Genomic DNA, 15,385 nt, shown 5'->3' with positions numbered 1-15,385 from the left:
CTTCTTTTAGGTTAGCCCGATGAAACTTTCCTTGGTGATTGACCTTGGCGACTTAAAACCAGCAACAGAATAAAAACCATGAAGCTCATGGATAAGGCTAAAAGGTTTGCATTGATCCAACCCAGACTACTCAAAATTGGGGCAGGTAAAAACGCTCCTAAAGTTGCAAACAAGGCAATTCCTGTCTCATTGATACCTTGTACTCGATGTTTTTGCTGCTCATTTAAACCAGCCAATAAAGTGGATGCACCTGAATAAGCGAAATTCCAGCCCACACCGAGGATAATCAGCGCAACATTAATATAAATTCCAACCTGTCCACTCATTGGAATCAATGACGATAACATCAGCAAAGCAAAGCCCACATAAATCGTGGTGTGTGTGCCCCATCGTCGAATCAGTTTAGATACAAAGAATGACGGAATAAACATTGCCAATACATGCAACTGAATGGAAATCGAGGCATAGTGAAATGAATGATGTTCCTTTAAATGCAAAGAAGACATAATCATCATCACATTCATAATATAGTAGGCAAACGCACAGCTCATCACGGCGGCGATAATCAAGCTGCTCGGCAATTTGGCGCGCTGAATTGGTTCAACCGTTATCTGCTGTGTCTGTTGACGTTGGAATTTTTTATTCCATCCATACAGGATTGGAGAGAGTAACAAGGCCAAGAGACTAAAAATGAAATAGATTGCAGTGAAATCGGGTAAACCCTGCACCTGCTGAAACTGAATCGCCAATATGGGGGCAATCATTGCAGCAATCACACCACCTGAGATCACCATGGCTGTTGCTTTCGGAATGAGTTCTGTTGCAAGACGATCCGAGGCCGCAAAGCGATAAAAATTCGCAGTCGAGATAAATAAACCCAGTGAAAAATGGCTGAGACACAATAGATAGAACTGTTGCTGCTGTAATGCCAGATAGCCTAGAACACCCGCTAGGAATAGGCAGATGCAGCCAAATTGAAACACCAGATGACGTCCAAACTTTTTCATTAGAAAAGAAAAAATAAAGGTGGTCAGTAACATCGCTAAAAACTGCAAACCATAAGGAACTGTGGCTAGGGCCTGCGTAGGTGCAAGCTTTAAGCCGACAATCGCCGCCACGGTCACCGATAAGACCGCCGCAATTAAGTTCAGTGCCTGTGCAGCCAAGAGATAATAAACATAGCGTGGTAATTGATTCAAAGCCTTTATCCAGTTTCATCGGGCCTGACTACCTTAACGCTGAATGCTTGAAATTCAAATAAAAAAGATGAAAGACCAGCTTTCATCTTTGCTTGAGGAGGTGTCCTAACACTTTATGCAGCAATCAGATTGCGCAGTACATAATGTAAAATGCCACCTGCCTTAAAGTATTCCACCTCATTCAGGGTATCAATTCGGCATAACACCTTAAACTGCTCCTGACTACCATCCTCACGTACCACCTCAATATCAAGGATTTGATGCGGTTGGATATTATCTGACAATCCATAAATGGATAGCACTTCGCGACCTGTCAGGTTCAGGGACTGTCGGGTTTGCCCATCAATAAACTGCAAGGGCAATACGCCCATTCCCACCAGATTGGAACGGTGAATCCGCTCAAAGCTTTCCGCAATCACCGCCTTAATACCCAGTAGGTTGGTTCCCTTTGCGGCCCAGTCCCGTGATGAACCCGTTCCATATTCCTTGCCCGCCACTATCAACAAAGGAACTTTTTGCTGTTGATAACGCATGGCAGCATCATAAATTGCCAGTTTCTCACCTGTCGGGATGTAAATGGTGTTGCCACCCTCCTCTCCATCCAGCATTTCATTTTTAATGCGAATATTGGCAAAAGTGCCACGCATCATCACTTCATGGTTACCGCGCCGAGAACCATAAGAGTTGAAATCTTTGGGTTCCACCCCCTGATCCTGCAAATAACGCCCCGCTGGACTGTCCTTTTTAATATTCCCTGCTGGAGAAATATGGTCTGTGGTGACCGAATCTCCCAACACGGCCAGGATACGCGCCTGCTCAATATTGGTAATGGCTTTAGGCGGATGGTTGATCTCCTCAAAAAATGGTGGATGGCGAATATAGGTCGAGTTGTTTTGCCATGCATAGGTTTGACTTTGCGGAATCTGAATTGCCTGCCATGTCGCATCGCCATCAAATACTGCTGCATATTCCTTATGAAACATGGCAGTATTCACTTGCTGCAAGGCTTGATCAATTTCCGCCTGACTCGGCCAAATATCTTTTAGATAGACCTCCTGCCCCTCCTTGCCTACACCAATCGGCTGGGTGGTTAAATCGGTACGGATATTACCTGCCAGACCATACGCAACCACCAACGGCGGTGAGGCAAGCCAATTGGTTTTGACCAGCGGATGGACACGGCCTTCAAAGTTACGGTTCCCCGAAAGCACAGATGCAACATTTAAATCATGGCATTGGACTGCTTCTTCAATCGGTTCTGGTAAGGGTCCAGAGTTACCAATACAGGTGGTACAGCCATACCCGACAAGGTTATAACCCAGTTGATCCAGATAAGGGGTTAGTCCTGCGGCAGCAAGATAGTCTGTCACCACTTTGGAACCAGGGGCGAGGGAACTTTTCACCCACGGCTTACGCTGCAAACCTTTTTCAATGGCTTTCTTGGCAAGCAGGCCCGCAGCCAGCATCACACTCGGGTTAGATGTATTGGTACATGAAGTAATGGCTGAAATCACCACATCACCATGATTTAGAGGATAGCTTTGTCCATCCAGCGTACAGGATGGATTTTCATGGGGCAGGTTTGCGGCTTTGGCTTCCACGGCAGTGCCACCGCCACCCTCATTTTCCAAACGTTCCTTTGCTTCCTTGGCAGGTTTTAGGGTCAGTTCCATCAAGGTATTAAAGGTTTTGGGTACATCTGAAAGCAGCACCCGATCCTGTGGACGTTTTGGTCCAGCCAGACTGGCCTCAACCGTTCCCATATCCAGACTCAGTACATCAGTAAAAATTGGTTCATCACCCACATTGCGCCATAAACCCTGTGCTTTACTATAAGCCTCCACCAGATCAATACGGTCCTCTTGACGGCCTGTCAGGGCCAAATAGCCCAAAGTCACGTCATCAATCGGGAAGAAACCACAGGTCGCGCCATATTCAGGTGCCATATTGGCAATGGTGGCGCGATCAGCCAACGGCAAATCCGCCAAGCCATCTCCATAAAATTCAACAAACTTACCCACAACACCCTTTTGGCGCAACATCTGGGTAATGGTCAGAACCAGATCGGTGGCGGTGATTCCCTCACTTAACTTTCCAGTCAGCTTAAAGCCAATCACTTCAGGAATCAGCATGGAGACAGGCTGTCCCAGCATGGCCGCTTCTGCCTCAATACCACCAACACCCCAACCCAACACACCCAATCCATTGATCATGGTGGTATGTGAATCTGTTCCCACCAAGGTGTCTGGAAAGGCAAAAGTCAGACCCTCATCTTCCCCAAGCCAGACCGCTTGGGCCAGATATTCCAGATTGACCTGATGGCAAATTCCTGTCCCAGGCGGCACTACACTAAAGTTATTAAAGGCAGACTGGCCCCAGCGCAGAAACTGGTAACGCTCACCATTACGCTGCATTTCAATTTCAACATTTTCGGCAAAGGCATTCTGGTTAGCAAAATGGTCCACCATGACGGAATGGTCAATCACCAAATCCACGGGAGACAGTGGATTGATACGGTTTGGGTCACCACCTGCCTGTGCCATGGCCGCACGCATGGCGGCAAGGTCAACCACCGCAGGTACACCTGTAAAATCCTGCATCAACACTCGGGCTGGGCGGTATTGAATTTCCTGATCCGAACTTCTGGTTTTTTGCCAGTCCACCAAGGCCTGAATATGCTCAACTTTTACACTTTTTTGATCTTCAAAGCGCAGTAAATTTTCCAGTAAAACTTTTAATGATTTTGGGAGCTGATCAATATTACCCAGACGCTGTGCTGCCTGAGCCAAGCTAAAAATTTGATATTGCCTTGAACCGACACTGAGTGTTTGTAATGAATTAAAGCTATTGATTTTGCTATATCTGGCCATCGGGTTACCCTCCCAGTTTGGCGATTTCATTTGTTTGTTATGAAGTGCTTTATTCATTCTAAGCCAGTTTAGGAAATGATGTGTTCCCTTTTAGTTATCTTATTTTTAATGGGATTATTGTTATTATTGTAAATGCAAGGCTGCCAATGAGTTTTGCCATAATTGCTCGGCAAGCTGGTCTTGTGGTTGCCCAAGGGTTTGCGCCAAACTGTCTAAAATATAAGGCAGATTCACAGGCGTATTTCTCGTACGGTGCTCAGTTGAGGTCTGGCAACATAAAGGTGTCATATCAGGGCAATCGGTTTCAATCACCAGACGTTCAGCGCCAATCGCCTGTACCACCTGATGCAACTTTTTGGCATTTGGATTGGTGATTTGCCCCGTCACACCGATTTTAAAACCCAGTTTGACTAAGGCTTTAGCTTCCTCCACACCACCACTAAAGGCATGCGCAATACCACCAAGCTTGAATTTCTGCGCCTTTAAAATGGCAAGCGCTTCGGCATGGGCCTTACGAATATGCAGTAGTACAGGTTTTTGATAATGCGTTGCCAATTCAAGTTGGGCATTAAAATAATGCTGTTGTTTGGCAAATGCGTCTGGCCGTTTATGTTGCTTTAAAAAGGTATCCAACCCAATCTCGCCCACGGCCACACAATCATGCTGCTTTAACACCTGCTCCAGTCGTTGTAGATGTGCCTGTTGATGTTGCTCAATATAAAAAGGATGTAAACCAGGTGCGAGATAGGATTGCGGGACATTTTCCCAGTCTTGTAACTGTTGGTGGGTCTGAATGAGTTCATCAAAGCGGGATTCAATAAAACCGATGAGAACCAAAGCCTCTACCCCAACCTGTTTCGCCTGTACAGCCAAATGTTGCCGATCATGGTCAAAATCGGCAACATCAAAATGGGTATGGGTATCAAATAGTTGCATCATTTTATTAAAAATCCCACTTTATAAAAGAGGGATTTAAGGAGATTTATTTGCCACAGGCGTAGATGCTGCTAGTGCTTCCACCTTTGGCAAATATTCAGGTTTTAACACACCCTGTAATTTGTTAAATGGAATCACCAGACGTGGCAGACCGACCACATAAGGACCAATTTCATATTCAGCATATTGCAGAATTAAGCCCTGCTCTCCCAACAGGAAGTTGTCAGTGACCTTAAACGGCCAGGCCTGCTCATATTCTTCAGGGTTATTGGCAAGTTTGGTGTCTACAATCCAGACCTTGAATGCATCATGCGCCAGCTTGTCCAACGTTGCCTTTTGTTTTGGCAAGAGCAGGTCGTTCAATTGCACCTGTTTTTGATTGATCAGGTCAAAATTGTAGTAACGTTGCGAGGTTGAGCCATGTGCACCACCTAAATAACTGCTGCTATTCAGTACAACCGTTGCCAGTGTGCCCTTAGACTGTAAAATCTTTGGTTTAATCATCAAACTGATTTGATGACTGCTGCTCAATGCTTTCAGTTCTTCATCAATCTTGATAAATAAATTGGCATACAACTGGGCCTGCGCGTCCAGATTTTGCTTTTGCTCAGCGGTCTGTACGCTAGAGGCGGCGGTATCCTGATCGACAATTTCAAGCATCTTACTGAGTTGGTTCAGTATTTCCTGATCAAGTAACTGATCAATAAACGGAAAGTTACTCTGCAAGCGTTCAACGCTAAAATCTGGACAGGTATTGCCCTTACACTCAGGCAAACTTACCTGCACCTTGACCGTTTCACCACGCAAGGTCGGCTCAGTCTGTGTCTGCACAACAGGCTGCTCTTGTGGGTTGTCCTCTGGCTGCTTAGGTTCTGATTTTGGCTGGCATGCGGCAAGTAGAATTGCACACGCCAGAACGCTAGATTTATAAAATGTTTTCATCGAAGAACCTGCAAGCATTGTGATTACACAAGATTTTTAAATGCTAGCGGACTTCACCGCAAACCGCTAGTGATACATGCAATTCCTATACGCTTGTTACAAAGATTAGAACATTTGTTGATAAATATCAGGCTGTAGCATCTGTTTACTCTGTTCGGTGCTTAAATAAATATCCAGTTGTGGTGCATCCTTACTAATTTCATTGGCACGGTAATGCACACCAATGCCCTCACCATCGAAGAACCAGTCGGCCTGTCCCCAATACAGTTTTTTCGGCACCTGTTTTTTGACTTCTGGGGATTGTTTTTCAATCCATTGTTGATAGTGCGCCTGAATAATGTCATTCAGTGCATTTTGCTGATTTTTCTGAATCACATCCAACACGCTGAGGCTTTTTTGTAGTTTACGGTCTGCAACAAAGAAATAGAAACGGTCCTTGACCGCAATATCTTCTTGCTGGGCATTTACCCCCACTTGCAGCAACACATACTGATTTCGCTGTGATGCAATACGGGTATTCAAATGCAGCTCGTAGGCCTTGTTTTTTGAATATTTATCCTGCCATTCATCTGACTTTTTCACATAGGCGTTGATAGCTTGTTGCAGGGTCAGATTTTTATTCTGCTCAATCTGTTGCTGGATCACGTTGGCCTGATTTTTTGCAATCCATGCGTTCAACCATTGATCCTGAGTCTTAATGGTTTGAATATCGACATCAATACAATTTTTCTTTTCACAAAATGGCAAGGCATAATCCGCCTTGACCTCCTGCATATTGAGATAGGGTAAAACCTCAGCTTTCTCAACTGCTGCAGTATGCTGTTCAGTTGCCTGTGCTGAATCAGTTTCATTTTTCTTTGGATGATCACATGCCGTTAAAGCCATCATTCCAATCATTAAACTGACAGCAAAAAGTGGTTTTAAAGTGTGCATCTCACCATCCCTTATTTTTAGTTTGTTCAATTAAAAACAGCCTCTAATTAGAAGCTGTTTTTATATATTTTAGTGTTCCCGTGTGTTACGGAACTGAATATCTGGCCAACGTTCCTGCATCAACTGCAAGTTGACACGGCTTGGCGCCAAATAAGTAAGGTGCCCACCACCATCAACCGAGAGTTGATCATGGGCTTTTTTCTTAAATTCATTCAGAATCTTTTCATCATCACAATGAATCCATCGCACGGTATGTACATTTACAGGCTCATAAATACAGTCCACCTTATATTCTTCTTTTAGACGATACGCAACCACATCAAACTGTAACACACCCACCGCACCCACAATCAGGTCATTGTTGATTTGTGGCATAAACACCTGTGTTGCACCCTCTTCCGACAGCTCTTTCAGGCCTTTCTGCAATTGCTTGGACTTTAACGGATCACGTAAACGCACACGGCGGAACATTTCAGGGGCGAAGTGTGGAATCCCCGTAAAATGCAGGTTTTCACCACTGGTAAAGGTATCGCCAATCTGAATCGTGCCGTGGTTATGTAGACCAATAATGTCCCCAGGCCAGGCTTCTTCCAAATGCTCACGCTCACCCGCCAGGAATGTCAGGGCATCACTGATACGCACATCTTTACCGATACGCACATGATTCATTTTCAAGCCTTTTTCATATTTACCTGAGCAAATACGCATAAAGGCAATACGGTCACGGTGTTTCGGGTCCATGTTGGCCTGAATTTTAAACACGAAGCCCGTAAAACCCTCTTCATTGGCATCGACAGTACGTTCCTGAGTTGGATGCGCCTTAGGTTCTGGTGCCCAGTTGATAAAGGCATCCAGCACATGGTCAACCGCAAAGTTACCCAATGCCGTACCGAACAGCACAGGGGTTTGCTTGCCTTGCAGAAACAGCTCGCGATCTAATGGTTCATTTGCCATCTGTACCAGCTCAAGTGACTCCTCAAAAGAGGCCCAGGCCAATTCGCCGACTTTTTCACGAATATCCGCATGGTCATAACCATCACGCACTTCAATATCAGTAATGGTTGAACCAAAACCTGCTTTATACACATAAAACTTTTCTTCGATCAGGTTAAACACCCCAGCGAAGTCACGACCTGTACCAAGCGGCCAAGTGATCGGCACACATTTGATTTTGAGAACGTTTTCAATTTCATCCAACAGCTCTAAAGGCTCACGGATTTCACGGTCCATTTTGTTGACGAATGAAATGATGGGTGTGTCACGCATGCGACACACTTCCATCAGTTTAATGGTACGTTCCTCAACCCCTTTTGCACCATCAATCACCATTAAGGCAGAATCCACGGCAGTTAAGGTACGGTAGGTATCTTCCGAGAAGTCTTCGTGTCCTGGGGTATCCAGCAGGTTGATGGTGTGCTTTTTATAGGGAAACTGCATCACCGAGGTGGTAATCGAAATACCACGTTCCTTTTCCATTTCCATCCAGTCGGATGTTGCGGAACGGTCAGACTTACGGCTTTTCACCATTCCCGCAACCTGAATGGCCTTACCCCATAACAGCAGTTTCTCGGTCATGGTCGTCTTACCCGCATCGGGGTGGGAAATAATCGCAAAGGTGCGTCGCTGGGCAACCTGTGCCGCTAGTTCATCTTTAAAACTCATGAGAAAAATCTACAATATGTACACAGTTATGTACACATTTCTAAATATGTACTAAAACTGAAAAAGTGGGAATTCAAAATTGGCGTAATTGTAGCAGATTTAGAGTTATATAGGCATAGTGGGTCATCCAGTCGCTCATATGGGTTTGAGCCATCTAGTTTTATACACTCAATCTATATCTTTGCTTTGGACTTTTTGGTTTGTCTGAAATTGTACGTTCAACCAGTCCTGCCCCTATTGCTGGATTAAGGTAATCCTGTTGGATAGTGGGATAAGCCCAGTAAAGACATTACTTCTATCAAACTATACTCTTCTTGCCCCATAACTGAAACAAAGCATTGAACATGATCACCAGCTTGTACGGTAGCTTGATCGGTATCATGTACGGTGACTTGATCGGTTGCTGATGAATTCTAAAATGACATCAAAAATTATTTTTCAATCCAAGCCCTTAATAAGGAGCAGAACAACCTAATCCTTAACCTTATATCAACTTGTCCAAGCATTAGATAACATTTCAGCCTGCTTCATGACTAACTCAATCGCCTCTGCCGCTTTATCTGGTGGATACTTCCATCGCTGTAAAGTACGACGTACCAAGATTTTAAGCTGGGCACGTACACTATCTCGAACTTGCCAATCCACAGTCGTTGATTTGCGCAACTTCTCGGTAATCTCTCGGGCAATTTGCTTGAGCGTATCATCACCCAATTCACGCACCGCACTTTCATTATTTGCTAAAGCATCATAGAAAGCGATTTCATCAGGGTTCAAACCTAGCGACGCTTCACGTTCCATTTCAGCTTGAAAGTCTTTCGCCATTTGTATCAGTTCTTCAATGACTTGAGAGGTTTCAATCGCACGGTTATTATATTTCCTTAGAGTTTCCTGCAAACGGTCAGAGAAGCGTTTCTCCTGCACAAGGTTATTACGCGTTTTTGCCTTGATACCATCATTCAATAATTTTTCTAATAATTCGACAGCCAAGTTACGATATGGCATCTGCCGAACATCTTCTAAAAACTCATCCGACAGTAAGCCAATATTAGGTTTATCTAAACCACAAAGTGCAAATACATCTGCTACACCATCAGCAAGGACAGCATTATCCAAAATTTGTTTAAGCGTACTATCCTTTTCTGCTTGCGATAATTTACGATCCACAGAAGTATGTTTACTGATCACGGCCTTAATGGCTGAATAAAATGCAATTTCCTTATGTAATGTCTTGGCTTCATCCAAAGTACCACACAATGAAAAGGCTTTATTGACTGTAAGTACTAAATCCAAGAAGCGTTTTTTGCCATCTTTCAAACTCAGCACATAGTTGGCTGCTGGAATAATCAGTCGATGTGCTTGTGTTTCATAACTGCTTAAATCCAACCCAGCTTGGTCATTGGTCTTGGCAAACATCCCACGAATGGCATCCATTTTCTCAGCAAGCACGGCATAGGCTTCTTCCGCACGTAAAGTCGGTTCACCTTTACCCTTTGCATCGGTATAGGTTTTTAATGCCTGCTTTAACTCATTGGCAATCCCAATATAATCAACAACCAAACCACCTTGCTTGTCTTTAAAGACACGGTTGACTCGTGCAATGGCCTGCATGAGGTTATGACCTTTCATTGGTTTGTCGATATACATGGTATGGGTACAGGGTGCATCAAAACCTGTCAGCCACATATCACGCACAATCACTAACTGCAAAGGGTCATTCACATCCTTAAAACGTTTCTCTAAGCTTTTCTTCACTTGCTTATTGTAAATATGGGGCTGTAGCAATGGCTTATCCGATGCTGAACCCGTCATCACAATTTTAATTTTTCCTTTTTTCGGGTCATCATCATGCCAATCTGGGCGCAGAGCAATAATTTCATTATACAAATGCACGCAGATTTCACGGCTCATGGTCACAATCATACCTTTGCCTGCTGTGGCTTCAGTACGGGCTTCAAAGTGCGTCACCAAATCCGCAGCAACCTGTTTCAGGCGCGAGGTCGCACCAACCAACTTCTCTAATCGACTCCATTCCCCTTTGGTCTTTTCACGACTACCGACATCTTCCTCATCTTCTACCACTTCATCAACTTGATCAGAGAGTTCCTCGATTTCAGCCTTATTAATATCCAATTTTGCCAAGCGAGATTCATAATAGATCGGCACAGTTGCACCGTCCTCTACCGCATCTTGAATATCATAAATCGAAACATAATCACCAAAGACAGCTCGGGTGTCTTTGTCTTCACTGGAAATTGGCGTACCCGTAAAACCAATAAAAGCTGCATTCTTTAAAGCATCACGCATGTGCTTGGCATAGCCAAATTTATAAGTCCCATCATTAGACAGTTTGGCTTTGAGTCCATATTGGCTACGGTGCGCTTCATCAGACATCACCACAATATTGTGCCGACCATTCAGCAATGGATGCTCAGCTTCACCATCGAGCAAAGCAAACTTTTGTACCGTGGTAAAAATAATTCCGCCTGATTCACGTTCAGCCAAAAGCTGTCTTAGCTCATCACGGTTATTGGCTTGTACTGGCGTTTGTTTTAATAATTCCTGTGCCTGACTAAAGGTTTCAAATAGTTGTCCATCCAGGTCATTACGATCAGTCACAATCAATAAAGTAGGATTCTGCATAGCTGGTTGTTGAAGCAGCTTACCTGCATAGCAACACATCGAGATACTTTTGCCTGAACCTTGGGTATGCCAAACCACCCCTGCTTTTTTATCCCCTGTAGGATTAGCTGCGGCAATAGTCGACTGAACAGCTTCACGCACTGCATGGAACTGGTGATAACCCGCAATTTTTTTAATGGTAGCGCCTGCGGCTTGTTGAGATCCACCATCAGTTTCAAATAGCACAAAGAAACGGATGTAATCGAGGAATAACCCACGATCAAAAAAGCCTCGAATAACGGTTTCAAGCTCCCACTCCAACTGCGGCTTATCATCTTCATTTTTAATGGTACGCCACGGCAAGAAACGTTCTTGACTTGCTGTTAATGAACCGACCCGAGCTGTAATGCCATCACTTACCACCAATGCTTCATTAAATACAAACAGATCAGAAACTTCTTCTTTATAGGTTTGTAGTTGATTAAACGCATCCCAAATATCTGCATTTTCATCGGTGGGGCTTTTTAGTTCTAGTACAGCGAAAGGTATGCCATTAATAAAGCAGATAATGTCAGGCCGTCTTGGCTGCTTTGTACCTTGGATGGTAAATTGATTAATGGCAACAAAACGGTTTTGCTGAACATGGTTAAAATCAACCAAAAACGCATGATCATTCACCCAATCATCTTCTTTTTTATAACTGACGGGTACACCTTCCAGTAACATGTGGTGAAAAGCACGGTTATTGGTGATTAAATCCAGACTTTCAGGCTTACTGAGTTTCTGTAAAACCTGCTCAAAACAGCTCACTGGCAAATGTGGATTTAAGCGTTCAAATGCAGTTTGTAAATCTGCTTCAATTAAAATCTGTTTATAGTCTTTGCGCAAAGAATTGTTACTGTCAGGTGCAATATCGACACCATGAACGACTTCCCAGCCATTTTCAGCGAACCAGTCTAAGCAGAGGTTTTCGAGTTGGGTTTCGTTCATGGGTTCAGTCCTTGTACCTGTAACATTTTACCTTGCGCAGTTAAACGATATTGTTGCAAACGGCTATTGGGTTTCTCTGGAATAGTCATTTCTATTAAACCAGCCTGTAATGCAGGTTGTAAATATCTATTCTTAAATGACTTTCTATCTTTTAAATCTAATTTTTGCTGAATTTGCTCTCGACTCATTTCCCCAATCATACACTGTAATAAAGCCTCGACTTGGGGGCTGACTTGAGGTGTGACTTGGGGGCTAACCTGATGATAAACCGCCTGTTGAATCATGGATAACATAAACTGGATAAATGGGGCAATATCTGTTTGCTGTGTACTCTCTTGAATGGCTTGATAATACTGCTGTTGATGTTGATGAATCAGGCTTTCCACAGGGATATAACGGAAAATCGGCTGCCATTCCGACAAAATCAGCGTTTGCCATAATCGCCCCATACGCCCATTACCATCGGCAAAAGGGTGAATAAATTCAAATTCATAATGGAATACACAGCTTTTAATTAATGGATGATCGGGACTATGTTTCAACCAATGTAATAAATCATTCATTAGACGTGGCACTTGAGATGCAGGTGGTGCAATATGAATCACTTGTTCGCCTGACATCACCCCAACACCGCCTTGTCGATATTGTCCAACTTCGGTGATTAATCCTATCATTAAGGTGTGATGTGCCTGTAATAAATCGTGTTCAGTATCACTTTTCCAGTTCGGCAACTGCTCGTAAGTTTGTAAGGCGTTATGGGCTTCCTGTATTTCTCTTGGTGGCGCAAGCACTCGTTTACCATCTGAAATTGCTGTGATTTGTGCTTCGTCTAAAGTGTTTCCCTCAATCGCAAGTGAACCCGTAATGGTACGAATACGGTTAATTCGTCTTAATCGTAAATCCTGTTGTTGGGTTTGTGCCGTTATCCGCCCGATTTGTTCACTAATATAAGCAACTTCATTTAAAATTGGTGTGGTTAACGTATAGGGCGGTTGGTATGGCATGATTAGTCCTTTAAGGTTATATAAAGGTTTTGGGTTGAGTTTCCGTTCACAGTATAGTCTCTTGCTCCCCAACACTAATTAATAAGCCTTGAAATTGTTCAGCATCACATCTCAATCTTTCAATAATTCTTTTAGCAGCCAATTGCATTTCAGGAACTTCAACTGGTGATAAAAGGATACTAAGATATGTCATCAAAATTGGTGAAATAACATATACAATATATGATAAATATTCAGACACTCCTTGCCACAAAACATACTTTTCTTTAATCAGAAAAATTATCAACAATAATGATGTCGAATTTAAAGTGAGTAGGAATCTGAATATTATATTCATAATTAATCCCCCTCACTCTGCAAATCCGACACATCCATTTCACCCGACAATAATTTAGGTAATAAATTATCCCTAACTCCGATCAATTTATTATTTTCAGTCTCATTCATCACTTTTTTATCAAAAAAAGGACTCAAAACTTTTCGCGTAAATATATCAATTAAAGCATTGTTATTTGGTTTCAAATATTCTACTTTTGACAACACATCAAAAGTAATTTGTGGAAAAGTCCCCGACCGTGACTCTGCCATTACTTGTAAAAAATCAATTGTACTTTGTCTAGAAAGAATAAAATACACAAAGTGAGATGGTATCGTTGATTTTTTCCTTAATACCATTAGCTTAGTTGATACAACATAATCTTCTGCATCAAAATAAACATAAGCAAAACGTTTATTCTGAGGTCTTATTTCACTGTATAAAATGTCATCTTTTTGAATAGATTTTTTAGCCTGTCCAGGCAAACTTTCCGTGCGTGATTTATTCGCATGCAAAAACTTTCCTTCAAGAATATCACCCGTATTTAAAAATATTACTTCTTCAACTTGTTTTAACGGGTAAGTTTTTGAAACCGTATTAACCTCATCTCCAATGCAACCAACCTCCCACCCCCTCGGCACTTCCCCCAACTCACTCTCAACCAACTCATCAGGAAACAGTACAGCAGTGGCTTGCAATTCTGCAAAATCATCCGATGCCATTTGCTTAAGCTCAACTTCACTTTTACCGCTAATCGCACACATAGCAGCAAGTTCAGGGTCTTTACCCTCTTGCTTCGCTGCAATTTTGGCACGTACAGGTTCAAAGTCGATAAACCAGCATTTAAAAATGGCTTGAGCGATAGATTCTAAAGTTTGGTTGATTTGATTATTGAGATGGATTTTATTATCAATTAAATCCACGATATTACTTATATATTGTGCTTCATTTTTAGATAGAACTTGTACCTTAAAATTTAATAGCAAATCTCGTCCAACATTAGGAAAAGTTGAACCAGTTGCAGCAGCTAAAAGTTTAGCTAAATTTTGCTCAACAATTACCCTGATATAAGAAGTTGGATAACCATTTTTCCCACGAATTGCTGCTAAACCTCGACCAATCGCATAAGGTCTATCTGCATAATTCATTCGACCAGTAGTTGAACCACGAACACAAAATAATATATCACCCTTTTGGGATATTTTTTTTGCAGATTCTGTAAATTGAATAGGAATAGGATACCTAGATGTAAATTCTGTCGGTCCATTTAACAAAGGTAAACCAATTCTATTACTATTCACGTTATTACTTGTAGGGGATTGTCCCATTTCAATTTCTGCTATTTCCTTTAAAAGTACATAAAAACTCACACCTCACCCCCAAATTCTTTTTTAACCATCCAATAGCCGCGAGTTCCACCTACACGCTCAAGCCAGCTAGCATCTTTTAGTTGCCCCCAAGGAATTTGCCCTAGTTGCGCAACAACCTGTTGCGCAATTGACATATCTTTCGACCAAAACAAATACCAACGCCTGATATATTCCAAATTTCGTTTAGAAAATCCTTTCATCTCAGGAAATTCCATCATCAAATCATGGCTAAGTTGCTTTAAGAACCCATCGCCCCATGCGTAGTTTTGCTGCTGCTCTACAATCTGCTCACCCAACTGCCATTGACATCCTCCCCGACCTAAAGGACGGGGATTCCTACTACTAGACGCTCATGTCCGAGCGCAAGAATATTCAGTGCGGAATTTACATCCCGATCATGGAGCGTACCGCACTCCATACACTGCCATTCTCTTATTCCTAAGCCTGCTCTACCTTTCGGACTACTACAGCGTGAGCCACAGCACGAACACGTTTGGGTGGTATACGCTTCATTGACTTCTTCATACCATACCCCTGCGTTCTC

The 15,385-nt window shown here is 42.9% G+C and carries 11 protein-coding genes and 2 pseudogenes; all 13 read right to left on the bottom strand.

The annotated features are described in order from the left end of the window. Positions 1-11: 11 nt before the first annotated feature. Positions 12-1,199 (bottom strand): MFS transporter, encoded by a 1,188-nt coding sequence (locus tag F967_RS03530; RefSeq protein WP_004760791.1) that lies wholly within the window; start codon positions 1,197-1,199, stop codon positions 12-14. Positions 1,200-1,312: 113 nt separating this feature from the next. Then, positions 1,313-4,069, bottom strand: a complete 2,757-nt coding sequence (acnA, locus tag F967_RS03525) for an aconitate hydratase AcnA (RefSeq protein WP_004760789.1) — start codon at positions 4,067-4,069, stop codon at positions 1,313-1,315. A 123-nt stretch (positions 4,070-4,192) separates the two neighbouring features. Further along, a complete protein-coding gene (locus F967_RS03520; protein ID WP_034431175.1) occupies positions 4,193-5,005 on the bottom strand; it encodes a TatD family hydrolase in 813 nt (270 codons plus the stop codon). 36 nt (positions 5,006-5,041) lie between these two features. Beyond that, positions 5,042-5,947, bottom strand: a complete 906-nt coding sequence (locus F967_RS03515; RefSeq protein WP_004798237.1) for an RsiV family protein — start codon at positions 5,945-5,947, stop codon at positions 5,042-5,044. Between the two features lie 105 nt (positions 5,948-6,052). After that, complete coding sequence (locus F967_RS03510; RefSeq protein WP_034431027.1) at positions 6,053-6,880, bottom strand: hypothetical protein; 828 nt, start codon at positions 6,878-6,880, stop codon at positions 6,053-6,055. A 69-nt stretch (positions 6,881-6,949) separates the two neighbouring features. Continuing rightward, positions 6,950-8,542 carry a peptide chain release factor 3 gene (locus F967_RS03505; RefSeq protein WP_004681760.1) on the bottom strand — a complete coding sequence of 531 codons (1,593 nt, stop codon included), beginning with the start codon at positions 8,540-8,542 and terminating at the stop codon, positions 6,950-6,952. A gap of 160 nt (positions 8,543-8,702) precedes the next feature. Next, a pseudogene (locus F967_RS14705) lies at positions 8,703-8,931 on the bottom strand (Fic family protein); the annotation flags it as partial. A 100-nt stretch (positions 8,932-9,031) separates the two neighbouring features. After that, positions 9,032-12,151, bottom strand: coding sequence for a type I restriction endonuclease subunit R (locus tag F967_RS03500; protein WP_004798233.1), 3,120 nt, complete (start codon positions 12,149-12,151; stop codon positions 9,032-9,034). Beyond that, positions 12,148-13,155 carry a Fic family protein gene (locus F967_RS03495; protein ID WP_004798229.1) on the bottom strand — a complete coding sequence of 336 codons (1,008 nt, stop codon included), beginning with the start codon at positions 13,153-13,155 and terminating at the stop codon, positions 12,148-12,150. Before F967_RS03495 ends, F967_RS03500 begins: the two co-directional genes overlap by 4 nt. A gap of 46 nt (positions 13,156-13,201) precedes the next feature. Beyond that, positions 13,202-13,492 carry a hypothetical protein gene (locus F967_RS03490; protein ID WP_004760782.1) on the bottom strand — a complete coding sequence of 97 codons (291 nt, stop codon included), beginning with the start codon at positions 13,490-13,492 and terminating at the stop codon, positions 13,202-13,204. A gap of 2 nt (positions 13,493-13,494) precedes the next feature. Further along, a complete protein-coding gene (locus F967_RS03485; RefSeq protein ID WP_004760780.1) occupies positions 13,495-14,841 on the bottom strand; it encodes a restriction endonuclease subunit S in 1,347 nt (448 codons plus the stop codon). 89 nt (positions 14,842-14,930) lie between these two features. Further along, positions 14,931-15,137, bottom strand: a pseudogene (locus F967_RS03480) (DUF1016 N-terminal domain-containing protein); the annotation flags it as partial. Positions 15,138-15,160: 23 nt separating this feature from the next. Continuing rightward, on the bottom strand, positions 15,161-15,385 hold a 225-nt coding region (locus F967_RS13550; protein ID WP_081399067.1), incomplete at its 5' end, for a zinc ribbon domain-containing protein.

The organism is Acinetobacter sp. CIP 102637, from assembly GCF_000368425.1.
Taxonomy (GTDB): Bacteria; Pseudomonadota; Gammaproteobacteria; order Pseudomonadales; family Moraxellaceae; genus Acinetobacter; species Acinetobacter parvus.
This window is presented reverse-complemented; position numbering and strand designations above follow the sequence as displayed.

What these genes read in the sequence shown, in the direction of transcription:
- F967_RS03490 (WP_004760782.1), bottom strand. Translation starts at nt 13,492, where the DNA reads ATGAATATAATATTCAGATTCCTACTCACTTTAAATTCGACATCATTA.
- F967_RS03505 (WP_004681760.1), bottom strand. Translation starts at nt 8,542, where the DNA reads ATGAGTTTTAAAGATGAACTAGCGGCACAGGTTGCCCAGCGACGCACC.
- acnA (WP_004760789.1), bottom strand. Translation starts at nt 4,069, where the DNA reads ATGGCCAGATATAGCAAAATCAATAGCTTTAATTCATTACAAACACTC.
- F967_RS03500 (WP_004798233.1), bottom strand. Translation starts at nt 12,151, where the DNA reads ATGAACGAAACCCAACTCGAAAACCTCTGCTTAGACTGGTTCGCTGAA.
- F967_RS03520 (WP_034431175.1), bottom strand. Translation starts at nt 5,005, where the DNA reads ATGCAACTATTTGATACCCATACCCATTTTGATGTTGCCGATTTTGAC.
- F967_RS03495 (WP_004798229.1), bottom strand. Translation starts at nt 13,155, where the DNA reads ATGCCATACCAACCGCCCTATACGTTAACCACACCAATTTTAAATGAA.
- F967_RS03510 (WP_034431027.1), bottom strand. Translation starts at nt 6,880, where the DNA reads ATGCACACTTTAAAACCACTTTTTGCTGTCAGTTTAATGATTGGAATG.
- F967_RS03515 (WP_004798237.1), bottom strand. Translation starts at nt 5,947, where the DNA reads ATGAAAACATTTTATAAATCTAGCGTTCTGGCGTGTGCAATTCTACTT.